This window comes from Paenibacillus sp. FSL R5-0519 (assembly GCF_037974275.1).
Classification (GTDB): Bacteria; Bacillota; Bacilli; order Paenibacillales; family Paenibacillaceae; genus Paenibacillus.
On the sequence record NZ_CP150234.1, the window covers coordinates 2,569,961 to 2,595,919 of the forward strand.

Annotated in this window: 21 protein-coding genes and 1 other annotated feature (1 of these 22 running past the window's edge); of the genes, 17 read left to right on the plus strand and 4 right to left on the minus strand. The window is 46.7% G+C overall.

Annotated features, from left to right (window positions below; genetic code table 11):
• Nucleotides 1-146: a binding site (T-box leader), on the plus strand; it begins 82 nt to the left of the window's first position.
• 116 nt (nt 147-262) lie between these two features.
• Complete coding sequence (gene tyrS / locus MKY73_RS11780) at nt 263-1,525, plus strand: tyrosine--tRNA ligase (protein WP_091011938.1); 1,263 nt, start codon at nt 263-265, stop codon at nt 1,523-1,525.
• Between the two features lie 157 nt (nt 1,526-1,682).
• Here tyrS and MKY73_RS11785 read toward each other — a convergent pair whose 3' ends face one another.
• From MKY73_RS11785 to MKY73_RS11800, 4 genes are all read right to left on the minus strand, one after another.
• Entirely contained in the window at nt 1,683-1,961 is a 279-nt protein-coding gene (locus MKY73_RS11785) for a YxcD family protein (protein WP_017687903.1), read from the minus strand.
• A 5-nt stretch (nt 1,962-1,966) separates the two neighbouring features.
• Nucleotides 1,967-2,464 carry a hypothetical protein gene (locus MKY73_RS11790; protein WP_339307610.1) on the minus strand — a complete coding sequence of 166 codons (498 nt, stop codon included), beginning with the start codon at nt 2,462-2,464 and terminating at the stop codon, nt 1,967-1,969.
• A 95-nt stretch (nt 2,465-2,559) separates the two neighbouring features.
• On the minus strand, nt 2,560-3,129 hold the full coding sequence (locus MKY73_RS11795; RefSeq protein ID WP_339307612.1) for a PadR family transcriptional regulator: 570 nt from the start codon (nt 3,127-3,129) through the stop codon (nt 2,560-2,562).
• Between the two features lie 172 nt (nt 3,130-3,301).
• Nucleotides 3,302-3,877, minus strand: coding sequence for a carbonic anhydrase (locus tag MKY73_RS11800; RefSeq protein ID WP_339234698.1), 576 nt, complete (start codon nt 3,875-3,877; stop codon nt 3,302-3,304).
• 352 nt (nt 3,878-4,229) lie between these two features.
• On the opposite strand from MKY73_RS11800, the gene MKY73_RS11805 reads away from it, so the two are divergent.
• The 16 genes from MKY73_RS11805 (at nt 4,230) to hflX (ending at nt 25,944) form a co-directional block, all read left to right on the plus strand.
• Entirely contained in the window at nt 4,230-5,744 is a 1,515-nt protein-coding gene (locus tag MKY73_RS11805) for a carboxypeptidase M32 (RefSeq protein WP_339307614.1), read from the plus strand.
• 160 nt (nt 5,745-5,904) lie between these two features.
• Nucleotides 5,905-6,909 carry an ABC transporter substrate-binding protein gene (locus MKY73_RS11810; protein ID WP_339307615.1) on the plus strand — a complete coding sequence of 335 codons (1,005 nt, stop codon included), beginning with the start codon at nt 5,905-5,907 and terminating at the stop codon, nt 6,907-6,909.
• 28 nt (nt 6,910-6,937) lie between these two features.
• Nucleotides 6,938-7,732 carry an ABC transporter ATP-binding protein gene (locus tag MKY73_RS11815; protein WP_339307617.1) on the plus strand — a complete coding sequence of 265 codons (795 nt, stop codon included), beginning with the start codon at nt 6,938-6,940 and terminating at the stop codon, nt 7,730-7,732.
• A 38-nt stretch (nt 7,733-7,770) separates the two neighbouring features.
• Nucleotides 7,771-8,562, plus strand: coding sequence for an ABC transporter permease (locus MKY73_RS11820; RefSeq protein ID WP_278299201.1), 792 nt, complete (start codon nt 7,771-7,773; stop codon nt 8,560-8,562).
• Nucleotides 8,563-8,909: 347 nt separating this feature from the next.
• A complete protein-coding gene (locus tag MKY73_RS11825; protein ID WP_339307618.1) occupies nt 8,910-9,887 on the plus strand; it encodes an aromatic acid exporter family protein in 978 nt (325 codons plus the stop codon).
• Nucleotides 9,888-9,962: 75 nt separating this feature from the next.
• Nucleotides 9,963-10,523: an outer spore coat protein CotE gene (locus MKY73_RS11830; RefSeq protein ID WP_339234691.1), complete on the plus strand. Its 561-nt coding sequence runs from the start codon at nt 9,963-9,965 to the stop codon at nt 10,521-10,523.
• Between the two features lie 202 nt (nt 10,524-10,725).
• Nucleotides 10,726-11,976, plus strand: coding sequence for a hypothetical protein (locus MKY73_RS11835; protein ID WP_339307619.1), 1,251 nt, complete (start codon nt 10,726-10,728; stop codon nt 11,974-11,976).
• A 386-nt stretch (nt 11,977-12,362) separates the two neighbouring features.
• Complete coding sequence (gene mutS, locus MKY73_RS11840) at nt 12,363-15,173, plus strand: DNA mismatch repair protein MutS (RefSeq protein WP_339307620.1); 2,811 nt, start codon at nt 12,363-12,365, stop codon at nt 15,171-15,173.
• A 21-nt stretch (nt 15,174-15,194) separates the two neighbouring features.
• Nucleotides 15,195-17,396, plus strand: a complete 2,202-nt coding sequence (gene mutL / locus MKY73_RS11845) for a DNA mismatch repair endonuclease MutL (RefSeq protein WP_339307621.1) — start codon at nt 15,195-15,197, stop codon at nt 17,394-17,396.
• Between the two features lie 17 nt (nt 17,397-17,413).
• The gene (locus MKY73_RS11850) at nt 17,414-18,199 is read left to right on the plus strand and encodes a class I SAM-dependent methyltransferase (protein WP_339307622.1); all 786 of its coding nucleotides are present in this window, start codon (nt 17,414-17,416) and stop codon (nt 18,197-18,199) included.
• Nucleotides 18,180-19,136, plus strand: a complete 957-nt coding sequence (miaA, locus tag MKY73_RS11855; protein ID WP_339307623.1) for a tRNA (adenosine(37)-N6)-dimethylallyltransferase MiaA — start codon at nt 18,180-18,182, stop codon at nt 19,134-19,136. Before MKY73_RS11850 ends, miaA begins: the two co-directional genes overlap by 20 nt.
• A 373-nt stretch (nt 19,137-19,509) precedes the next feature.
• Nucleotides 19,510-19,752: an RNA chaperone Hfq gene (hfq, locus tag MKY73_RS11860; protein ID WP_017687918.1), complete on the plus strand. Its 243-nt coding sequence runs from the start codon at nt 19,510-19,512 to the stop codon at nt 19,750-19,752.
• Between the two features lie 170 nt (nt 19,753-19,922).
• Entirely contained in the window at nt 19,923-22,607 is a 2,685-nt protein-coding gene (locus MKY73_RS11865) for a PBP1A family penicillin-binding protein (RefSeq protein ID WP_339307625.1), read from the plus strand.
• 288 nt (nt 22,608-22,895) lie between these two features.
• Entirely contained in the window at nt 22,896-23,459 is a 564-nt protein-coding gene (locus tag MKY73_RS11870; protein WP_062835000.1) for a DUF402 domain-containing protein, read from the plus strand.
• A 109-nt stretch (nt 23,460-23,568) separates the two neighbouring features.
• Nucleotides 23,569-24,540: an AAA family ATPase gene (locus MKY73_RS11875; protein WP_339307626.1), complete on the plus strand. Its 972-nt coding sequence runs from the start codon at nt 23,569-23,571 to the stop codon at nt 24,538-24,540.
• Between the two features lie 117 nt (nt 24,541-24,657).
• A complete protein-coding gene (gene hflX / locus MKY73_RS11880; protein WP_339234679.1) occupies nt 24,658-25,944 on the plus strand; it encodes a GTPase HflX in 1,287 nt (428 codons plus the stop codon).
• Nucleotides 25,945-25,959 lie beyond the last annotated feature (15 nt).

Consider the following 25,959-nt stretch of genomic DNA (forward strand, 5'->3'; position numbering starts at 1 on the left):
GCTGCGAATTACACTCTGGAGTACTTGGGTAATGCCAAGCGGATGGGCAAACGATATATTGCCAAAAGTGGTATGGATAGCGTGTTAAGGTTATATGTTATCCATGCAATTTGGGTGGTACCACGGTTATGATAATCGTCCCTGTGTCTAATGAAGACAAGGAGGCGATTTTTTTGTGTCCAAAAAAGCCGTTCCAGCGTGTTATTTCGTAAATTAACGTAGATCATGACTGAATTTTGAGGATAGAAAAGGGGTTATACGAATGAATATTATTGATGAACTACAGTGGCGTGACGCCATTAATCAGCAGACGGATGCTGAGGGATTACGTGAATTGACTGAAACGAAGTCCGTTTCTTTGTACTGCGGTGTTGATCCAACGGGAGATAGCATGCATATTGGACATCTCATTCCCTTCATGATGCTGAAACGTTTTCAACTGGCAGGACATCGTCCAGTCATTTTGATTGGTGGAGCAACAGGTACGATTGGTGATCCGAGTGGTCGTCAGGCAGAGCGGTCATTGCAAACGATGGAGCAAGTGCAGGAGAATGTGGATGCACTGACAGCGCAGATGAAGAAGTTGTTTGTAACAGATGGGGATAATCAGGTTCGCATGGTGAACAACTACGATTGGACACACAAAATCAATGTCATTGAATTTTTGCGTGACTACGGCAAAAACTTTAACCTCAACACGATGCTGGCTAAAGATGTCGTCGCGAGCAGACTGGAAGGCGGCATCTCGTTCACTGAGTTTTCCTACCAGATTCTTCAGTCACTCGACTACCTGCACCTGTTCCAGAACGAAGATGTACAGCTTCAAATCGGCGGTTCCGACCAATGGGGGAATATCACGAGTGGTCTTGATCTGATTCGTAAAAAAGAAGGATCTGAAGCGAAGGCGTACGGTCTGACCATTCCACTTATGCTCAAATCCGATGGAACCAAGTTTGGTAAAACAGCTGGCGGCGCAATCTGGCTTGATCCGAACAAAACAACACCGTTTGAATTCTACCAGTTCTGGGCGAATACAGATGACCGTGATGTGATCAAATACTTGAAATACTTTACCTTCCTGAGCAAAGAAGAAATTGAAGCTTTGGCTGAAAAGGTAGAGACAGAGCCGCACAGACGTGAAGCACAGAAAGCACTGGCGGAAGAAATGACAAAATTCGTTCACGGCGAAGAAATGCTTGAACAGGCTAAACGTATTACAGCGGCGCTGTTCAGTGGTGATATCCGTTCCCTGACGGCAGACGAAATCGAGCAGGGCTTCAAGGAAATGCCTACCTTTGAAACGGATGGCGAAGCCAAAAATATTGTGGACTGGCTCGTGGATCTGGGTCTGGAGCCATCCAAGCGCCAGGCGCGTGAGGATGTTACCAAAGGTGCGATTTCCATGAATGGTGAGAAAATCACCGAGCTTGAATTCACGGTGTCGGCAGAACACGCCATTGGCGGTAAATTCATCATTATCCGTAAAGGTAAAAAGAATTACAGCCTGGTTAAACTTCAATCGTAGTTTTCAAGAAGTAGAACGTAACACAGACACGTATAGAGACTGCAATAGAGATACAAAGATAGCCACATATACAGGAACAAAAAAGACCGTCTTCCATCTCTGTCAGGCGACAGAGCGGAGACGGTCTTTTGTACCACGGGTCATTGCTTGACCTATTTTATTGATTAACAATCGCTGTGATCTCTTCATCCAGATCAAGTCGTACATTCTCACGGTACGCCCGGATGTTGTATTCACTGTGCAGGTAACGAAGAATCGCTTCAATCATATTGGACTCCACCAGATATTGACTACGGCCTTGAATCCAAACTTCAGCGGAATAACCGGTATCTTCTTCCCAACTCAGTTCTACGTTCACATCGGTTGGACGTACACCCTTACGTTCTGCCATATGAATACAGATTGCATTCACAATTTCATCCATGCTCAGAACCATAGAGATTAGTACCGTCCGTTTCTGTTACGGTCATCATCACGATCATTGCGACGGTCATAACGACCATCCGCTGCAGGTTTGCGACGATTGGAGATGGCTCTGAAGAGTGCCATAGCCAGCATAACAATCAACATGATTGCTGCAACGTTCACGAGCAATCCAAGGATGTTACCCAGAGCGCCCATGCCACCGAACAATCCGCCAAACATCATACCAGCAAGACCACCAAGCATCATGCCTTTCATGAATCCGCCGCCACCGCCGAAGAATCCGCCACGGTTCGTTGTAGCTGCTCCATTGCTAGAGTTGTTATTCGTATTCGATTTGCTTACATTGCTGTCGGATTTCTTAGGTGTGTTGGTATAACTTTTTGTACCGGATTTGAATCCGCCACCACGTCTTGCATCCGCAGAATCCGGATTCGTTACTCCCACTGTTGCGAATAATAATGTAAAGGCCATAAATACCATCATTAGATGTTTAACTCCGAATTTTTTCTTCATTGTAAAGATCGTAACCCCCCGATTAATTTGTTTGATTCGCCCATAATTGGACCTTACTCAAGTAATACGGTTAACCTACAGGAACGTTTCAAATTTTATTGAATTTCAGAAACGCTTGGACTGGGGTCTTGAATTGCAGCTTGACCATCAAGCAATTGGGTAACCCAATGACACCATTCCAGACCTGTTTGCGCATGCATTAATCCTTTTTGTACCAGGATGTAGCTTCCAAAATCCCGATTGCCTACACGAAGATTATCCAGAGGTATACGTGACTTCAGATCCTCGAAGTACCGTATACGTTCCATAAACCAGCTTTTACGCTCATTGAGAATGCGTCTCATGCTTCCGTCTTCCGCTATGCCAACACACAAAATACGCAAATTAAATTCATCGCGTGTAACCGGTGCGGTAACCGGAGTGATCATCCATTCCAATAGCTTTTCAATGCCTTTTTCCGTAACCGCGTACATTTTCTTATCCGGTTTGTCAGACTGTTGTACCCAGCGGGAGGCCAATAACTCATCGTTTTCCATCTTGGACAGGAGTGGGTAGATCTGGCTGTGTTTTGCCTGCCAATGCGGCTGGATTTTCAGCATTAGATCATAGCCCGATGACTCCTCGCGGGTAAGCAGCCCGAGTAATCCGTAGGAAAGTATGTTCATGCACATGTCTCCTTAATATTAGGGCTAGGTCAGAGAAAACAATTGATTTTGCTTTCTTTGACCGCTTTCATAAAAGTGTACACTGAAACTGTATGGTTTGACAACCTGATAGAGCAACCGCCTTAATTTAGACAAAAAAAGTGCGAACCATAAGGTCCGCACTCCAAACCATTTAGAGAGATGCCTGTTGTCCATACCCTTCAGCGACAACATCAAGCTCACCTGTGGCAGAATCGATAACCATGCCGTGAACGGGTACATTGGGAGGAAGTAATGGATGCTTCTTGATCACTTCCACAGTTCCTTTTACCCCTTCTTCAACACTGTCAAACCCACGCAGCCACTTTTGCAGACGAATGCCGGAATTTTCAAGCGTAGACATGACCTCTTCTGAAACTCCACGTTCTGTCATGTGACCAATCATCGTTTCAGCATGCAGGGAAGCCATACCACATTCTGTATGACCTACCACCAACACCTCATCAGCGCCCAATTCATAAATAGCAACCAATACAGAACGCATAACACTACCAAAAGGTTGGGAGATAATTGCACCTGCGTTTTTGATGATTTTTACATCGCCATTTTTCAGATTCATCGCTTTCGGCAGCAGCTCTACAAGACGGGTATCCATACAAGTGATGATGACCATCTTTTTGGTTGGGAACTTGCTAGCCGTATACTTCTCGTATTCTTTAGTCTCGACAAATGATTTGTTGTAAGCCAAAATCTCTTGAATGTTATTCATGTCCATTGCCTCCTGTTATCCAATACGACGAGCACGGCCACTTGCAATTGATGCAGCTTGTCCTACGCGCCTTTTTGCTTTAATAATGTATCACGGTCAGCAAATGGCATTACTCCAACCTTATAGAGGTTGTTCAAAAAGTCCACTTTTGATTACAAATCATGCCCGAAGGGCATCATCAGCATCGAAGTTGAAATTCACTTCTATCTTCTCGGTAATGAAAACCAGACTTTCGGAACACGTATCTTGAGGAGGATCATGCGATTTGCCTCTGTTAAAAGTTGATTATACGCAATAGGAAAAGTATCATCAATAGGTGAATAAACTTTTTTTGAAGAGGTGAACGATAACAATGGATAAACAAACACAGGAACATTTGGAATCCTTCCGTAATCTGGCTCGTAAAATCAAGAGCTATCATGAAGCCATTGGTCTGCTTCACTGGGATCTGCGCACAGGTGCGCCAAAAAAAGGCGTTCCGACTCGTTCGGAGACGCTGGGTATGTTGTCCACCGAAGCATTCAAGCTGCAAACCTCGGCTGACATGAAAACCTACCTGGATGCATTGACTAGTCCAGCAGTATTGGAACAACTCGAAGATATAGATCGTCGTCTGGTCGAAGATTGCAAGAAAGAGTATGATCGCAGTCAATCCGTACCACCTGAGAAAGTGCAAGCCTATACCGTACTCACGGCCAAATCCGAAACCGCTTGGGAAGATGCCAAGCATAACAGTGATTTTGCAGGGTTCTCCCCATATCTGACAGATATCGTTAAGCTCAAACAGGAGTTTATTGATTATTGGGGTGTAAAGGATACGCGTTATGATACGCTGCTTGATATGTACGAACCGGATCTGACCGTTGAGAAAGTGGATGCTGTATTTGCCCGGCTCAAAGCACGTTTGGTGCCTTTGCAAGAGAAAATTAATGCTTCGGACAACCAGCCCAATACAGAGTTCCTGAATCAGTTGTTTGACACCAAACAGCAGGAGAAGTTCAGTCTGTTCATCTTGGAACAAATGGGCTATGATTTTGAAGCTGGACGCTTGGACGAGAGTGTGCATCCTTTTGCAACGGGGCTTAACCCGGGTGATGTGCGGATCACAACACATTATCTGCAGGATGATGTAGCAAGCGCAGTCTTCAGTTCACTGCATGAGGGTGGACATGCCCTGTACGAGCAAAATATTGATGACAGTCTGGCGGGTACCCTTCTGGCCGAAGGAACGTCCATGGGGATTCATGAGTCTCAGTCCCGTCTTTGGGAGAACATGATCGGTCGCAGCCTGCCATTCTGGGAACGCTATTACAAAGATTTGCAGCAGCATTTCCCGCAACTGAGCGAAGTTGAACTGGAAGATTTCTATCGTGCAATCAACCGGGTGGAGAGTTCACTCATTCGGATTGAAGCGGATGAACTGACCTATAATCTGCACATTATTATCCGATATGAGATTGAAAAAATGTTATTCAACGATGGCTTGGAAGTGAAGGATCTGCCAGAGACCTGGAATTCGAAATACAAGGAATACCTTGGTATTATGCCAACGAATGATGGAGAGGGCGCTCTGCAGGATGTTCACTGGTCTGGTGGTGACTTTGGATACTTTGCTTCGTATTCTCTGGGCAATATGTATGCAGCACAAATTCTACATACATTGCGTAAGGAAATGCCGGAGTTTGATACCCTCATTGCCGAAGGTAATCTGATTCCGATTAAGGAATGGCTTACAGACAAGATCTACCGGCATGGGAAAAGTCGGACACCTTCCGAATTGATTGTTGCCGTAACGGGTGAAGAATTGAACCCGGATTATCTTGCTGATTACCTGGAAGCTAAATACGCCGAGATCTACAAGCTGTAGGTATCACATATATAACGTATTGAATAGCATTATGAAGAGCGGAAGAGTCGGGCATCATTGCCCGGCTCTTTTTTTGCATTCAAGTTCTTAACCTTTTGTTGGGCAGCAGCATATCCATAATAGAGAGAAACTGCTCAAACCAGTGAAGGAGGGAAACAACATGAAATACACGCCATGGTTCGTCCGGGGCATCGTTATTCTGCTGATTATCATTGTGGCGCTTACCAGCTGTAATAAGGAAGAGAATGAAGCCAAAATTACGATTGGCGAAGTGACTCGCTCGGTATTTTACGCACCGGAGTATGTGGCTGTGGCTCAAGGCTTTTTTGAGGAGCAGGGACTTGAGGTGGATATTCAGACGACTGCTGGCGGTGACAAAACAATGGCGGCATTACTCGCAGGTTCGGTGGATATCGCCTTGGTAGGAGCGGAAACGTCCATATACGTCTATCAGCAGGGAGCGGAAGATCCGGTCATTAACTTTGCTCAACTCACCCAGACGGATGGTACTTTTCTGTTCGCACGTAACCCCGAAGGCAGCTTCGATTGGGAGCAACTGAGGGATTCCACATTTTTAGGACAGCGCAAAGGCGGCATGCCGCAAATGGCAGGGGAGTTCGCATTGAACAAACATGGCATTAATCCGCAGAGTGATCTGGAGCTGATCCAGAATGTGGACTTTGCCAACATTGCATCTGCTTTCGCCTCAGGCACGGGAGATTATGTTCAACTGTTTGAACCCCAGGCATCGATCTTTGAACAAGAAGGTCGAGGTAAGGTTGTAGCATCGTTTGGAGCAGAAAGTGGTGATCTGCCCTACACGGTTTTCATGACGAAACAGAGCTATATTAACGACAACAAGGATATCGTGCAAAAGTTTACGTACGGTCTGCACAAAGCGCAAGCGTGGGTAGATTCACATACGGCTGAAGAGGTTGCAGAAGTCATTACTCCTTTCTTCAAAGACATTGATCCAGCCATTCTGGTCAGCAGTGTAAACCGTTATAAAGAACAGGGCAGCTACGCTACGGACCCGATCATTGATGAGGAAGAGTGGAACAATCTGCTTGATGTTATGAGTGCTGCCGGAGAGTTGAAAGAACGCGTGGATATGAGTGCAATTGTGGATAATGTCTATGCGAAAGAAGCTGCAAAGTCAAAGTAATGGGTATTCAGGAAAGGGAGTGAGCAGAATGCCTGAATCCGAAAGTGTGATCCGATTGGAGGGGATCTCTCAAGTATACGTCAGCGAGCGGGAAGCTTCATTGGTGATTGAAGACTTGAGTCTGGAGATCCAAAAAGGAGAGTTCGTCAGTCTCGTTGGACCGAGCGGATGCGGGAAAACGACATTGTTGTCGATCATCGCCGGGCTGCTCACACCCACCCGAGGAGAGGTTAAGGTTAAGGGGAAACTCGTTGGCGGTCCCTCCGCACAGATTGGTTATATGCTTCAACAGGACTATCTGTTTCCATGGCGGACCATTCTCGATAATGCATTGATCGGTCTTGAACTGACAGGCAGATTGGATGTACGGAGTCGTGAGCGTGTACGGGAACTGCTGATAAGTATGGGCTTGGCCGGAACAGAGAATCAGTACCCTTCAGAGCTTTCAGGGGGCATGAGACAGCGGGTGGCTCTGGTACGCACGCTGGCAACCGACCCGGAAATTTTATTGTTGGATGAACCATTCTCGGCACTCGATTATCAAACCAAGCTGCAATTGGAAGATCTGGTCTCGGACACGTTAAAACAGTTTGGCAAAACCTCTGTACTCGTCACCCATGATTTGTCTGAAGCCATTGCGGTCAGTGATCGCGTCATTGTACTTGATCGCAATCCTGGGCGCATTCGTCGTGAATTTATCATTCCCGAGGAAATTCGGAAGGCTCAGCCATTCCATGCCAGGGAGCAAGAAGGGTTCAATGCATTGTTTCAGGCATTATGGAGTGAACTGGATCAGCCCGGGGGAGGTGAGAAAGACGCGTGAATCAAACGAATCCGAAGCAGGAAAAGCGTGACGAATGGATGGGACAGCTGCATCGGAATCATATTCAGCAGGTGGCCAGATGGCGACATCAAGTTCTTGCCGTACAGTTATCTATGCTCGTATGTATGTTCTTGTTATGGGAAGTGGCGGGCAGGCTCCGTTGGATCGATGTACTGTTATTCAGTTATCCAAGCAAGATATTTGCACAGATTGGCAAGGATATCGCTAGTGGCGAATTATGGGCGCATGTTGGGGTAACCGTAGGGGAAACGGCCGTTGGTTTTTTACTGGGGACACTCGTTGGGACTTTGCTTGCGGTTTTAATTTGGTGGTCTCCTTTTTTGTCCAAAGTGCTGGACCCCTATATGGTTGTGTTCAATAGTATGCCAAAGGTAGCACTCGGCCCAATCTTTATCGTTATGTTCGGCGCAGGTTTTACAGCCATTGTCATGACCACGTTGTCCATTACGGTCATTATTACAACACTGGTGGTGTATAACAGCTTTAATGAAGTGGATCCCAATTATATTAAAGTGATTCGTACGTTTGGTGGAGACCGTTCCGAGATTTTTACGAAAGTTGTATTGCCAGCTTCTTTTCCGGCGATTGTATCCACCTTGAAAGTGAACGTAGGCATGGCCTGGGTGGGTGTAATTGTAGGGGAGTTTCTGGTCGCCAAACAAGGGCTTGGTTATCTCATTATCTATGGATTCCAAGTATTCAACTTCACGCTTGTGTTATCAAGTCTGTTAATTATTGCAGCAGTTGCAACGGCCATGTATCAACTTGTTGTCTATGCAGAGCGCAAATTGCTGGCTGGGCGCAGATAATGTGGCTATGTTTTATTCGTTTGATGAACGTTTATATATGTATACAATTTCACAAGGGGTGTCACGTTGCCCGATACCGTAAAATCAAGTACCATATTTAGTATGAATATTCCGCGCTGATCCGGAATGAATGCGATGATTGGAGAAGAGGGCCTTGAGGTTCTGTCGCAACGATCTAACTTGCCAGTGTCCCTCATTCGGGGCGTATTGCTGTGACCGGCATGCATGCGCATGTCGGTTGATGTCGTCTAGATTACACTTGGACGAGACATACTAGTCATGATAAATGAATGAGGCGACGAGCTAGCTAACAATTTTTTTACAGCTTAGAGGAGATGGAATGTTCTATGGGTTTTAGGGTAATAAAAACCGCAATCGCCGCATTAATGGCTGTGCTGATTGCGGACTGGTGCGGCTTGCCAGGACCAACATCAGCAGGATTGCTTGCCATTCTTGGGGTGGATGTAACGAGAAAACGAAGTATTCGCACCATATCAGCGAGGTTCTTTGCTTCAGTCGTTGGACTTTTATTTGCAAGTGTACTTTTTCACTTTCTAGGATTCCATTACTGGGTACTGGCCGTATACATATTGATTGCATTCCCGGTTATTGTCCGGGTGGGCTTTAAGGAAGGTATTGTAACAGGTTCAGTCGTTGTGTTTCGCGTGTTCAGCGGCGGAGAGATGGACGTGAATGTTGTCCTCGTACAAATTGCTTTGTTACTGATTGGTCTTGGTTCCGCAATGGCGGTTAACCTGGCCTATATGCCAGCAGCAGATCCACAGATGCTGCGCATTCGCAAACGGATCGATGAACTCTTTTCGAAGATTTTCAAAGAATTCGCGGCGACGCTGCGTAATCCCAATGAAGCATGGGCGGGTAGAGAACTGATTGAAGCAGATAAAGCGATTCTGGGTGGTATTGATGCAGCCAAGCGTTCTCTGGAGAATCAGGTGATTCATCCGAATGAGGAATGGAGTGTTTACTTTTATATGCGCAAAACGCAGCTGGACTCCATCCAGCATATGATGCATCTGGTGTCCCAGATCTATCAGAAGATGCCACATGCGGAAATGGTGTCGGAGCTGTTCGATCAACTTAGTCAGGATGTTCTTACCGAATCTTACACCGGACGAACTGAAAAACTTCTTGCGGATGTGCAAGAAGAATTCAAACGTATGGAACTGCCGGATACAAGGGAAGAATTCGAGATTCGTTCCGCAATTCTCCAGTTGTGCCGCGAACTCGCGCTGTATCTGAAAGTCGCGAAGAAGGACAAAGCACCGTCCCCAATCTCGGAACGGTCCCAATCTACAAACGAATAATAGAAAATAGTTGTCACCCTAGACGAATGCCCTGCATACACTTGTAGTGAATGATTGTATGGAGGAGGTTTAAAGATGTCATTGAGTCATAAACATCAATGTAGAGAGATTATCACGAAGGCGATCTGCGGCAAAGGTCGTAAGTTCTCTACCGTAACACATACCGTGACTCCGCCAAATGGTCCGACAAGTATTTTGGGGGCTTGGATTATCAACCACCAATATGAAGCCGTATCAGCGGGTGACGGAATTGAAGTTATTGGTACTTACGATATCAACATTTGGTATTCCTATGACAAGAATTCGCAGACGGATGTAGCCAAAGAAACGGTGTCGTATGTAGAACATGTGCCTTTGTCCTATCTGGATCCGAAACACCGGACTTCCACAGTGGAGGTATCTGCGGATGCAACGCAGGAACCTAGCTGTGTGGAAGCCACAGTATCGGCGGGAGGAAGCAGTGTAATTATCCGGGTAGAAAGGGAATTCGCTGTGGAACTCGTTGCCGAAACCAAAGTTTGTGTGAAGGTCTGCACAGATGGTTGCGGTGATTACGAAGACAAGGACTATGAATTTGGCAGTGGCGATGGAGATTATGACGATCTCGATCCCGACCTGCTCGACGATGAGCTGTGAGATTGACTCAAGTATTTGATGACCTAAGGTATCATATGCGCCAGAAGGCGCGATGAAGAGGGCGTAAGCCCTCTTTCTTCTTAAATATTGAAAAATGGGTGTTAACGAGCCTCGCCATATGCCTGGAATACCTTTCACGGGAAGGCTCCGCATTGCGGGGTTATTTTTATTTTAATTGCATGATCCGGGAGGGGGGGACGTAATGAATGTGATGGAACAAGCGGAGGAGGCATTACGCCGATATGAAAGGATGACCTCCGGAGAACGTACAGAACGGTTGAAACAGGCAGGCATTGAAGTATTGTCACTACGCGATCGGCGCAAACGAGAACAAGGCTTGCGCGTACGTTATGATGTAGAGATAAGTTGTCTGCAGGCGATCCGGATCAAGCGCAAGGATACGAGTGGCATGGGAGGAGCGCAGGAAACGCTGTTGGAGCGTGAAGCGAGTTCAACCCTGTTTAGGCGCATAGAACGACTTGCGATCAAAACGCTGTACACACTGGGACTGGATCATGGAGCCGTTCGAATGGAATCCTCAGGGAACGGCGGTTGTGCAGTGATTTCGATCGATCCGAGTCCGTGGAAAGGAGTGACGAACCTTGCTGCAATCTACAGGGAAAGCTGGAAGCAGCATCAGGAACTGCTGGATGAGGAGCAGAGTCGCAGACCTATTCCCATACTTGGCATGGACCCTGAGTTTCTTCTGGTGCAGATGCCGGAATCCAAAATTGTCCCCGCCTCCAGATTTCTGGAACGTACCGGGATGGCAGGCTGTGATTCCGTGACGATTGGTGGCCGGCGCATCTACCCGGTTGCTGAATTACGGCCCGCTCCCAGCTCAGAACCACGAGAGCTACTGGCTCATCTGATGAGGGCATTTGCAGCCGCTTCCCGCAGCATTAGTGATCACTCGCTCATCTGGCAGGCAGGGGGGATGCCACAGCGGGGGTTACCTCTTGGTGGTCATATTCATTTTAGCGGCGTGAACCTTACCGGGGAACTGCTCCGCACACTGGACAATTATCTGGCATTGCCACTGGCGTTTCTTCAGGACCCGCGTGGATCGGGAAGACGTCCACGTTATGGAGCGCTTGGTGATTTTCGTCTGAAATCCTACGGTGGGTTTGAGTATCGTACGTTACCCAGCTTTCTTGTCTCACCCCTTGTTGCAAAGGGCGTTGTGGCATTGGCAGGTTTAATCGCTAGCGGGTATACTCAATTACTGCGGCGTCCGTTGGAGAAAGCGGAGGTTCATACCGCTTTTTATGAAGGAAAGCGTGAAGTGATCAAGGAACACATTCCAGCTCTGGCAGATGATCTGAAGAGTTTGGAGGGATATGCACGTTATGAACGGTATGCGTCTCCATTACTCCTTCAATTAAAATTGGGAAGAACCTGGGATGAGAGCCGGGATATCCGTAAACTCTGGAATATTCGGGCAGGTTCATGAAGAATGCACGTTTTTTTGATATAATAAGAAACAAGTCATTCTAAGTGCGTGTTCAAAAAGTCGGTTTTCAGTACCGAGAAGATGGGATGAAGCTAGAAATGGAGTAGCGGAGCGTAGATAGAGCTACGTGAGCAACGGACATTTCGGCTGAATGCCATATTTGATGCTGATGATGCCACTAGGCATCCTTCGTAATCAAAAGCGGACTTATTGAACAACCTTTATAATTGGTAGTTACGGAAGATATGAAAGCAGCAACCCTTGAAGGAACTGGCGAATAGCCAACACATAAGGCGGAGGCGCAAACACGGTGCCTGACCGTCTTATTGTCCTTCCAGGACGCGTTTCTTCCTGACATTATAGGAACGGGATGGAGGATATTCATCATGGCTCAGTATACGCCAATGATTCAACAATATTTGCAAGTGAAAGCCGAAGCACAAGATGCTTTTTTATTTTTTAGACTGGGTGACTTCTATGAAATGTTCTTCGAGGATGCGATTAATGCTGCTCGTGAACTTGAGATCACGCTGACTGCACGTAACGGAGGCACGGATGACAAAATTCCGATGTGCGGTGTACCTTATCATTCGGCTGACAATTACATACAGCGTCTGATTGAAAAAGGATATAAAGTTGCGATATGTGAACAGATGGAAGATGCAAGTGTAACCAAAGGCATGGTGCGACGTGAAATTGTTCGTGTGGTTACACCCGGAACGGTAATGGAAGGCAAAACACTGGGTGACAAGTCCAATAACTACATGGTGTGTCTGACTGGTAATCAAAATACGCTCGCGCTCGCAGCCTGTGATCTGTCAACGGGTGAGTTGTATGTGACATCCGTACCCTTTTCCAAGGAATGGCTGAAGGATGAAATCGGCATCTACGAACCATCGGAGCTGGTGGGGGATGCAGCGCTGCTTGACACGGTAGAAGCTGAGGCATCTCCAATCTCTCGCCCTGTGGTCTACACGGCGTGGACAAAGAATAAGGAAGATCTGGTTCGTCAGCAGTTTGGTGAGGCTGTGTGGGCAAGATTAGAACCTGAACGTCAAGCTTGCATTGCACGTCTTTTCTCCTATCTGAGTGAGACACAGAAACGCTCTCTGGGACAATTAACCCAAATCTCAACGTATGAGCCGGATCATTATATGATCTTGGACCCGTTTACCCGACGGAACCTGGAATTGGTTGAAACCGTGCGTGAACGCTCCAAAAAAGGTTCATTACTCTGGTTGCTTGATCGGACCGAGACGTCCATGGGTGCAAGAATGCTGCGTCGCTGGGTCGATAAGCCATTATTGCAAAAAGGGAAGATTAATGAGCGTCTTGAAGCAGTGGATACGTTATACAACCAGTTTATATTGCGTGAGGACCTGCGGGCAGAACTCAAAGATATCTATGATCTGGAGCGCCTGGTTGGCCGGATTGCGTTTGGTAATGCCAATGGTCGTGACCTGAATGCGCTCAAATCATCACTGGAGAAAATTCCAGGACTTCGTCAGCATTGCGCAGGATCATCTTCCGCAACACTTCAGCATATTGCCGAAACGATGGATGATTGCAATGATCTGCGTGAAGCGATCAGGCAAGCCATTGTGGACGAGCCGCCTGTATCCGTAAGGGACGGAGGTCTGATTCGTGAAGGGTACCATGAACGTCTGGATGAATTGCGTGAGGCTTCGGTTAACGGGAAACAGTGGATTGCGGAGCTGGAAGCGCGAGAACGCGAGGCGACAGGCATTCGATCGCTGAAGATTGGATATAACAAAGTGTTTGGTTATTATATCGAGATCACCAAGTCCAATCTGTCCGCACTGCCGGAGGGACGTTATGAACGTAAACAGACACTTGCCAATGCAGAACGTTACATTACGCCGGAGTTGAAGGAAAAAGAGACACTTATTCTCGAAGCTCAGGACAAAATGGTTGATATTGAGTATGGACTGTTCGCAGAACTGCGCGAGCGGCTGAACAAAGAGATTGCAAGATTGCAAAAGCTGGCTGAACAGGTAGCCGAAATTGATGTGTATCAATCTTTTGCGGTGATTAGTGCTGAGCGAAACTTCGTACGGCCTACATTGACCGACGGTTATGATCTGGTTGTGGAAGAAGGGCGCCATCCGGTGGTCGAGGCGGTCATGCGAGATGGTGCATTTATTGCCAATCACACGACAATGACCAAGGAGGAGGCACGGATTCTGCTGATTACTGGACCGAATATGGCTGGTAAGAGCACATATATGCGACAAGTCGCTTTAATTTCCATTTTGGCTCAAGTGGGTTGTTTTGTGCCTGCGGGTCAAGCGGAGGTGCCGATCATGGATCGCATTTTCACACGAATTGGTGCAGCGGATGATCTCATTGGCGGACAAAGCACATTCATGGTGGAGATGGCTGACATTCAGGTCATGACGGACAAAGCAACACCACGCAGTCTGATTATTATCGATGAATTGGGACGGGGAACATCAACCAGCGAAGGTATGGCTATTGCTCAGTCTGTTATTGAATATGTACATGATATTATCGGCTGTAAAGCCCTTGTATCCACACATTTCCATGAGCTTGCTCATCTGGAGGAGAGTCTGGACAAGCTGGCAAACTACTCGATGGCGGTACAGGAGAGCGGTGACAAGGTTAATTTCCTGCGCAAACTGATTGCCGGAGCAGCCAGCAGCAGCTATGGTATCTATTGTGCACGCCTTGCAGGTCTGCCTGATAGCATTATTGAGCGGGCGAATGGACTGTTGCATGGGTTCGAGCATGCGGCTGCGCAAGTAGCGGTGGGTAGTGAATACATCAGCAACGAGAAGCAGGAAGCAGGCCTGAGATTAAAAGATGGAGAGCTCCAACACTCGGATTCAGCGTCTATGCTCCGGGAGCGTGTTACTGCGGAAAGTGCAGATTACACATCTTTTATTGAAGATTCAACCGGGGCTGGGAAGCAGAATACCAAGAAATCTAACAGCAAAGCACAGTCCAGCGCAAGCCATTCGGATGTGGTTCAACTGTCCATCTTTGGGGATGATGAGCCGAACGTGGCAACGAAAACGGATGTAGCTGTAGTGGAAGATAAGCCAGCACGAGAATTCATACGGACGATGAAAGATATCGATGTCATGAACATGACGCCTCTTCAGGCGATGCAGATATTGAATGATCTCAAATTGAAGGCACAGCAATTATCCTGAATATAAGGGAGGGGAAAACCTGTGGCGAAAATACATGTGCTAGATGAACATATTGCCAACCAGATTGCGGCTGGTGAAGTGGTCGAACGGCCTGCGTCAGTTGTCAAAGAGTTGCTTGAAAACTCGGTGGATGCAGGCGCCACCAAGATTGAGGTGACGGTGGAAGAGGGCGGACTCCTCAGTATTCGTGTCAAAGACAATGGGTCAGGTATCGAGCCAGAGGATATGGAAACTGCCTTTTATCGTCATGCAACCAGCAAAATAGCCCATGGACGAGATCTGTTCCAGATCACAAGTCTTGGATTTCGCGGGGAAGCCCTGGCGAGTATTGCCGCAGTCTCCAAGGTAGAGGTGTTATCGGCAAGTAACAATGACGGGCGGGGGCGCCGCATTGTAATTGAAGGCGGGAACCTTGTCTCTCATGAAGATGCAACCTCGCCCCAAGGTACAGATTTTGCAGTGAAAGAACTTTTTTACAATACACCAGCCAGACTCAAGTATATGAAAACGATCCAGACGGAACTCGGACATATATCTGATGTTCTATACCGAATGGCGATGTCGCATCCAAACATTTCGTTCAGATTGCGCCATAATGAGAATGTTTTGCTACAGACGTTGGGCAACGGCGATCTGCTGCAAGTGGTTGCAGCGATCTATGGGACAAGTGCTGCCAAAGCGATGCTTCCTATTCAGGGTGAAAGTCTGGATTACCGGGTGAGCGGGCTGATCAGCCTGCCGGAATGGACACGAGCGAATCGTGGGGGTATGTCGACGATCGTTAATGGGCGATTTGTTCGCAATTACGGTCTCAATCAGGCTATTCTTAAAGCCTACCATACCTTGCTGCCCATCAATCGCTTCCCGCTTGTCGTGGTGCAGCTGGAGATGCATCCCTCTCTTGTGGATGTGAACGTGCATCCAGCCAAGTTGGAGGTACGTTTTAGCAAGGAACCAGAACTCTATGAATTTGTGGAGACGACGTTGAGGGGGATCCTCCGGCAGGAGGTATTGATTCCGCAGGTCAAGAAACAGCAGATTCGACGTGGAGATGATAGTTCCTTTATCCAGGAACAATTCCTCTTTCCGCGTGGTCCGCTGAAAGACCAGTCTGATGCAGAAGGCTATGGACAACAAGGTCCACTCGGGAAACCTTCGAATGCATTGTTAAAGTTAAATACGGAAGATGATGATCTGGATGCTCCGGCGGATCTTTCCGCAGTACAACCGGTAGCTGAAAACGGACAGACAGTGCCGCTGCCCGAAGCTCCACCTGAGGTTACACACCCCCCTGAGCAGTTAGAAAGTTGGAACGGGCATATTTTGCAGAAGGGGTCGAGTCATAATGGAGGGCAGACAAATGCTAACGTGCAGGAAGCTACTAAAGAGGTAAGTACAAGTTCTTCCGAAGCTTCTCCAAAGTCTGACCTTTCTTCTCAAGATCGTGTAGCAACAGAAAAACCGCTGACTGAAGGCAAACCGGTAACGTATCGATCCGATTCTGTGTATTCGCCCGTCAGGGAAGCACGTTCATCGTATGATCCGTCTTCCGCGGCAAGAACTGAACGGACGTGGAAAACTTCAGGTTTGCCTGATGCCACTAAACTTGCTGCTGCCATTAAATCGGATGCATCCATGCCGGCATTTCCGGAGCTGAGCCTCATTGGACAGCATCATGGTACGTATTTAATCGCGCAAAATGACCAAGGTTTATATTTAATTGATCAGCATGCGGCTCATGAACGCGTGAATTATGAGTATTATTACGAGAAATTTGGCAATCCTGCTCAAGCCTCACAAGAGTTATTGCTGCCGATTACGCTGGAGTTCACACCTTCAGAGACTGAAAAGCTGAAAACAAGACTGGCCTGGTTCGAGCAGGCAGGCGTATATTTGGAGCATTTTGGTGGACAGACATTCCGTGTGCGTTCCCATCCGTTCTGGTTCCCCAAAGGAGACGAGAAAGACATTATTGAAGAAATGTCCGAATGGGTTCTTAGTGAGCGCAGCATAGACGTCGCTAAGATGCGGGAAGCGGCATCCATCATGTGTTCCTGCAAAGCGTCTATCAAAGCCAATCAGAAGCTGACGGATCAGGAAGCAGAAGTGCTGATTCAGCGTCTGGGTTCATGTCGTCAGCCCTACACCTGTCCACATGGGCGGCCGATTGTGGTTTCATTTTCAACGTATGATCTGGAAAAATTATTTAAACGAGTGATGTAGCTATTTAGGGGGACATTATGTACATTACAACCGGTGACAAGGAGATTGCCTCTCAGGTGGAGCGTGCGCGTAAGCTCGCCGAAACGACAGGAGGTACCTACGTACCGCGCAATAGAACGTCTTTACCCAGACTGATTGAACATTATGGTATCAATGAAATACTAGTGGTACTCAATGGCAGAGCCCGTCTGTTTCGCAAAGATGCAACGGAGCTTGAGTTTCACCCCAGTATGGGATTTGTTCGAGCTAAACGTGTTCTAAGAGGCGAAGCTGATCCCATGCTGGAAGCTGGTGCGGTACTTGAAGGGGATACCATTGTTGATTGTACCGCTGGACTGGGCTCAGATGCACTGGTATTTTCGGTTGCGGCTGGTACGCATGGACGGGTCATTGCCTGTGAAAGTTCGCAACCGCTCTATACCCTGCTCTTGGAAGGCATGTCCCATTATAAGAGCAATCAGCCGCTGGTGGATGAGGCTTTCCGGCGCATCGATCTGCGGCACGTGGATCATCTTGAGTTACTGTGTTCCATGCCGGATCGAAGCTGTGATACTGTATATTTTGACCCGATGTTTCGTGAACCGATGATGGATTCAAGTGCGATACAGCCCTTGCGAGATTATGCGAATGCTCACGCGCTGGATGAACAGAGCATTGTGGAAGCGAAACGGGTTGCCCGTAAACGGGTAGTGATGAAAGAGAAGCGCGGCAGCGCGGAGTTTGACAGGCTCGGATTCGAAATACTTGATCGGGCGAATGCAAAAACCCTGTACGGAGTGATAAATGTTGAACGTGGAAGTTAAACCAAAACCCAAACTGCTTGTGCTGGTTGGGCCAACAGCAGTAGGCAAAACAAGAATGAGCATCGAGCTTGCGCAAGCATTCAATTGTGAGATTATCTCAGGGGATTCGATGCAGGTATATCGTGAAATGGATATCGGAACTGCCAAAATTACCTCTGAAGAAATGAAGGGTGTACCTCATCATCTCATTGATATTCATGAACCGGAGTACCCGTATTCTGTGGCCGAGTTTCAGGAAAGTTGTGCCCGATTGATTAGTGAAATCCATGAACGTGGTAAAATGCCTTTTATTGTAGGTGGCACCGGTCTGTATGTGGAATCGGTATGTTACGGCTTCCAATTTTCGGATAGTGGTTCGGATGAAGCGTTCAGGGAGCAACAATTCAGCTATGCGGAGCAATATGGCGCACAGGCCCTTCATGATCGTCTAAGGGAAGTTGATCCGGTCAGTGCAGATCGTCTGCATCCGAATGACCAGCGGCGAATTGTGCGTGCACTTGAGATCCATCACCTTACAGGCGAGAAGTGGTCTGAACAGCTGGCAGTACAGAAGAAAGAGTCGCCTTATGACCTTCTTATTGTTGGTTTGACTATGGATCGGGAGAAGTTGTACGCCCGGGTAGAAGAGCGGATTGATCTGATGATCGAACAAGGTCTGGTAGATGAGGTGAAATCCTTGTTGGAACGGGGTGTGGCTAGAGGTCATATTTCCATGCAAGGGTTGGGATATAAGGAAATTGCAGCGTACTTGCAAGGGGAAGTGAGTTGGGAAGCTGCGGTTGAGTGGTTAAAGAGGGATACGCGCCGGTTTGCCAAAAGACAGCTGTCCTGGTTCCGCCATATGAAGGATATTGAATGGGTAGACATGACGGATACCGAGGATTTTGAAGGGAAATACAAGCAGATAAGTGAATTGATTACACAGAAATTTGATTGATTTGAGCGATGATTAGTATTCATCTGACTGGCATCAAATAGACTAAGATATGTAAACCTCTACCTTTTGGTCATCAAAAGGATAGAGGTTTTTATGTATCACTAGAATAGGTGCAAGAGATTAAGGATTCGCCAAACAATGAATAAATGAGCTTTAAAATGAAGAGTTTGACCCTCTTTTGCAAAACTGGCAAGCGGTGTATAATGGATAAGTCTTCTATTTGTTTTCCTTGCCAAGAATGGGTGTAAAATAGCAGACAAGGGGTTTTTGTGGATTATATGAAACTGTTCATGATATAATAGCACGAAAGCTACTCAGCGATATTGAATATTACTTGAACACGAATTCAAATGAACCAATGGGGGTACGGCTAATGAACAAGTCCATCAACATCCAAGATACGTTCTTGAACCAACTGCGGAAAGAAAATATTCCTGCTACGGTCTATCTGACCAACGGCTTCCAAATCCGCGGGACGATCAAGGCATTTGACAATTTTACGATCGTCATCGACAGCGACGGACGCCAGCAAATGGTCTACAAGCATGCCATCTCCACGTTCACGCCGCAACGCAGCGTATCGCTGATGCAGCAAGATAATAGCGGCGAAGCTTAAAAAAATTACGAAACCTTTTCACCAACCATTTCGTCTACAAGTATAGGTATTGAAACAGAGCAACCTGAATAAAGGGTTGTTCTTTTCATTCCGGGCAAAATATGTTTAATATATGCTTGAGCCAACAGACGAATAGAAATTATGCAACTGAAAGGGAGTCAGGAGGTAACATGCCAAACGATCCGTTGTCGAGGTCTAACAATCGCAACAACAATAACAAGTCATCCAAAAAAGCGAAGCCAAAGACCTCTAAAAAGAAAAAAATTACGGGTAAACGCGTTGGATGGACAATGTTTTTCACAATGGCAATCGCCATATTCTGTGCACTAGGTGGATATTTATTTATTATGGTGAGTGGTGAAAATCTGCTCAAAGCCAACAAGGACAAAACTACAATTAATGAAACTTCAAAAGTATATGATCGTAATGGCCAATTAATGGGGGAGCTATCCATTCAGAAGCTGGAACCCGTCAAAGAAGATGATATTCCTGAGCTGGTGAAGCAAGCCTTTGTTGCAACAGAGGATAAGCGATTCTACGATCATCAGGGCGTGGATATCTGGTCCATCGGGCGTGCGGCGGTTAAGGACGTCATGGCTCGTTCCATGGTGGAAGGTGGTAGTACACTAACCCAGCAGCTTGCTAAGAACATGTTCTTGTCCCGTGACAAAACGTTCTTCCGTAAAGCAACGGAAGTATCGATTGCCATGGCATTGGAGCGCAAGTACACAAAAGACGAAATCCTGACGATGTATCTGAACCGGATTTTCTTCGGCCATCAGCGTTACGGGATTAAAGCGGCATCTGAATTTTATTTTGGAGTTACCGATCTCAAGAGGTTGAAGTTGTGGCAAATTGCAACATTGGCAGCTATGCCGAAAGGGCCGTCTGCCTATAACCCTGTAAGCAATCCAAACGACTCCAAAGCACGCCGTGGTGTGGTATTGCAGCTGATGTATGAACAAGGCTACATTACCAAGGCGGAGATGGATGAAGCAAAAGAGATTAACTATAACTACAAGCGACCAGAGAAAGACATGAAGTATCAAGCCTTTATTGATTATGTGCTCCGTGAAGCTGAACGAGTAACAGGTAAAACGGAAGATGATCTGAATATCGGCGGATACAAAATCTATACAACCATGGATGCTCAGGCTCAAACAGCCATGGAAACTGCCTTTACAGATGATAGTCTCTTCGAGGCTAGTAAAGACGATCAACAAGTTCAAGGTTCCATGGTTATCATGAACCACGAGAATGGCAGTCTCGTTGCCCTCCTGGGTGGACGGGATTATCAGACCAAAGGTTATAGCCGTGTAACGCAGAGTCGAAGACAGCCAGGTTCAGCTTTTAAACCGATTGTGTCTTATGCACCGGCTCTTGAATCAGGCAACTACAGTGCTAATTCGGCGCTGAGTAATGCGAAGCAATGTTTTGGTAATTACTGTCCGGGTAACTTGCATGGATATTCTTCAACGATCAGTATGACTGATGCCATTACGAAGTCGGAAAATATTCCTGCAGTTTGGTTGCTTGATAAAATAGGCGTTAACACTGGTATTAATTTTGCCAAGAGTGTAGGTATACAGCTGACAGATCAAGACAAAAACTTGGCGATTGCCCTCGGTGGTCTGAGTAAAGGTACAAATACACTGGAAATGGCGCAAGCCTATAGTGCATTTGCCAACCTCGGAGAATACCGACAAGCCTATTCAATCAAGGAAATAAAGGATAGCGCAGGCAAAACTACGTATAAACACGATAACTCGGACACAACGCGTGTCATGAGCGAGCAAAATGCGTATCAGCTTACGCAGATGCTGCAGAACGTTGTTAATGACGGTACGGGACGTTCAGCACGTCTGGATCGTCCGGTAGCGGGTAAAACAGGAACGGTTCAAAGTGGTATCTCTGGCAACAGTGCCAACCGTGATGTATGGTTCGTTGGATATACACCGGAATGGACTGCCGCAGTCTGGATGGGCTATGACAATCCGGATGCCAATCATATGCTTAAGAACAGCAGTAAGCTGTCCGCAGCTTTCTTTGCCAAAGTCATGGGAGACGCTTTGAAAGGCGTTCCAGTGAAGCAATTCAAAACACCCGCTGGAGGGCAAGCACCTCCGCCAGTAGAAGAACCAGAACAACCAGCTCTGTCTGTTAGTGGTCTGAGTGGATCATATGATCCAAATGCTCAAACCGTATCACTGAGTTGGACTGGAACAGGTGACACGAGCACGCAATATCGTGTGTATCGTAAAGAAACCTCCGAAGGCCAGTTCACGCATCTCATTGATTCAGTGGGATCGACCAGTGCACAAGATTTAAGTGCATTGCCTGGCCTGACCTATGAGTACTATGTGACAGCTTACGACTTGGCATCAGGACAGGAGACGGATCCTTCGAACACCATTTCCCTGATGATTGAAGCGCAGGAAATGCCACCAGAGGAACCTGATCCTGGTATAGACCCTGGTACAGAAACCAATCCTGAGCAGCCAGGTACGGAGAATCCGGACAATGGTTCGCCGGATAATGGCAACTCGAACGGTAACAACGGAAATGGGAATGAAAATGGCAACAACGGAAACGGAAACGGCAATGGTAATGGTAATAACGGCAATAATGGAAACAATGGTAATAACGGCGGAGCCGGCCAAGGTAACGGTCAACCTGGTGGAGGAAACACGACCCCACCTGGTCAGGGGACAACAGAGCCAGGCGGTACAGGTGAAGGCTCTGATGATGGGGCCGTAACAACACCGGGCGAGGTTGTAACTCCAGACAGCGGAACGAGTGGTGACACTGGAGGAACAGACGAACCTGCAGATTCTCAAGCTGGAACTGGCGGCTAAACCAGTGAATAACTAAATAGCTGCATGAATTAAACTGCTTCCCGGAATTTCGGTGAAGCAGTTTTTTTGGTTATACGAACCTTCTTTAATAGAAGATCATGTAATGAATAGGTGGGACAAAGCTTGATTTTGAGTGTATACCTTAAATATGGTAAGCTGTAACTATTCGTAATACGTTGTGCAAGGGCGGGTCCAGAGCGCTGGAACCAATCATGCGGACGTTATTACATTGTTCACCAATAACATCAGAGCAGGTCACGGACCTGTAGTCGGCAAAGAGGGGTTCGTATGAAACGGAAATTCGGGGACCGCGCGAACTGGCGCCGGATTACGAACCGACAATTCACATGCCGGTTCGTTCAATCCAAAATTTTCACAGGTTATATTACGTTGTACACCATACAGGATTTGAAAGAACCTCTGTGGAAAACATATGGAGGCAGTACCTTCTGTATCGCAGATAAAGGGTATTCCTGGCTGCAATACTACCCGAAGGGAGAGCACTTCGTTGTTACAGCGATGTTTGATGATCAGGAACGGATTGTGGAATGGTATATTGATACATGTCGCAGTCAGGGGATAACGGATCAGGGTGTTCCTTGGTTTGATGACCTGTATCTGGATGTCGTGGTCCTGAAAGATGGAGAAGTATTTTTGCTGGATGAAGATGAGCTTGAAGATGCCTTGTCGCGGAAGCATATTACGACAGGTGATTATGACTTGGCTAACAAGACGGCAAAGGAATTGCTGCATGCCATTGATGCACATGTATTCCCATACTTTCAGTTATCACTGAAGCATAGGCAGAGTTTGTTTGAGAACGGAGAGTTTCGAAAAAACATTCAGATCTAAGACATGTACCTACCGTAGAATTCTTCATGATCCTTCTAATATTGGAGCACCTGATAGAATACATTAATAATCAGGAGAGTTCAGCCCGATAAAATAGAGGTGATGGCGAATGAACGGACGGGTCATGGCTGCAGGAGAGCAACCAGGAGGCAGACCATCCAGACAAATTAATATTGTGTTGCGCAACCAGGAACCTCAGATGTTGGTCAAAGATGAAGCAGCGTCAGTACAGGCAGCCAAGAGCATAACCAAACATGCGCACTTCCAGGAGATACAGGGTGAATTGGAGCAACTGGTTGGACTTGAAAATATCAAAGACCTTGTATTTGAGATCTATGCTTTTCTACAGATTGCTCAGATGCGTACTGAAGCAGGCTTACTTAGTGGTGCGCACGTGTATCATATGATCTTCAAAGGCAATCCGGGGACTGGAAAGACAACTGTAGCGAGGATCGTTGCCAAACTTTTTCAGAAGATGGGTGTGTTGAGTAAAGGTCATCTTATTGAAGTAGAGCGTGCGGATCTGGTTGGAGAATATATCGGTCACACGGCGCAGAAAACAAGAGATCTGGTTAAGAAGGCACTCGGTGGGATATTGTTCATTGATGAAGCTTACAGTTTGGCCCGCGGGGGAGAGAAGGATTTTGGAAAGGAAGCCATTGATACGCTTGTAAAGTCCATGGAAGATAACAAAAATCAGTTTATACTGATTCTTGCCGGGTACTCGGAAGAAATTGATTTTTTTCTTCAGACGAATCCTGGATTACCTTCCCGCTTTCCCATTCAAGTGGAGTTTCCAGACTATAGCATTGATCAGTTGATTCAAATCTCTGAGATTATGGCCAAAGAGCGTGATTATATTTTAATGCCTCAGACCATACTCAAACTAAAGCAGCATTTGCTTCAGGAAAAAAATGATTCGCTGCACGCGTTCAGTAACGCCAGATACGTTCGTAATGCCATTGAGCGTTCGATCAGGCATCAGGCGGTTCGTTTGTTGGAACAATACTCAGAAGGCAGTCCAGGAAAACTGGAGCTGATGACAATCCGGACAGAGGATTTGAACTTTGAGCGAAAGTAAGCGATAATATAGTTTTTACATCAGCCGGCCGGGCCAACCGGTTCGGCTTAAGGCATGCCATGGCATATTCGTGGCAATGTATCAACGGATTAGTAATTAGAGGGAGTGAACATATACATGACAAATGGCACGCATGATACAGATATGGTCAAAAAAGATCGCGCCGTCTTGGTGAGTCTTGTTACGGATGATGTAAAACGTACAGGTATCAATCCGGAGTACTCTTTAGAGGAACTGGTGAAACTTGCTGAGACAGCCGGAGTGGAAGTACTAAGTGTGCTTTCTCAGAACAGGGAAAAACGGGATACCAAATGGTTCATTGGTAAAGGTAAGGTAGAAGAGCTTCGTGCGATTGCAGAGGAACTCGGAGCAACTACAGCTATATTTGATCAGGAATTGTCAGGCGCACAGGTTCGAAATCTGGAAGAAACCCTCGATCTCAAAATTATTGACCGTACCCAATTAATTTTGGACATCTTTGCACAACGTGCCAACACGAGAGAAGGTATCATTCAAGTGGAGTTGGCTCAACATAGCTACTTGTTGCCACGTTTGTCGGGTCACGGCAAGAATCTGTCCAGACTCGGTGGAGGCATCGGAACAAGAGGGCCGGGGGAAAGCAAGCTGGAGACAGACCGTCGTCACATCCGCGGCCGCATTGACGATCTGAAGCGTCACCTGGAAGAATTGACACGTCATCGCAAGTTGCACCGTGAACGCCGGAAGAAGACAGGTATTGTTCAAGTGGCCCTTGTTGGTTATACCAACGCTGGCAAATCAACCTTGCTCAAGCAGTTAACCGCTGCCGATGTGTATATTCAAGATCAGCTATTTGCTACTCTGGACCCAACTTCACGTACGATGGAACTTCCAAGTGGCAAAGAGATCGTACTTACCGACACCGTTGGATTTATTCAAAATCTCCCGCATGATCTGATTGCGGCTTTCCGGGCAACACTGGAAGAAGTGAATGAAGCAGATCTCATTCTGCATGTTGTCGACGCCTCATCAGCTATGCGTGAAGATCAGATGAGAACGGTTAACACGATTCTGCAAGAACTTGGTGCAGGGGATAAGCCGCAGTTAGTCCTGTATAACAAAAAAGATGCGTGCACACCAGAGCAGCTTGAGATGCTTCCACTGGATAAAGATCATATTAAAGTAAGCGCATTAGATTCAGAGGATCTGCTTAAAATCCGTGAATTGATTCAGAACGAGCTGACAGGTGACACGAAACGCTTCCGTATTCCGGCAGAACGTGGGGATCTTACGTCGGTACTCTACAAAATTGGTGATGTAGTGGATACCAGCTTTGAGGAGAATGATGTCATTTATGAAGTGGAATTGCAAAAAGGTGAATATGAGAAATTTGGTTATATGCTCGAAAATTTTATTGAATCGTAATATTCATGACATATT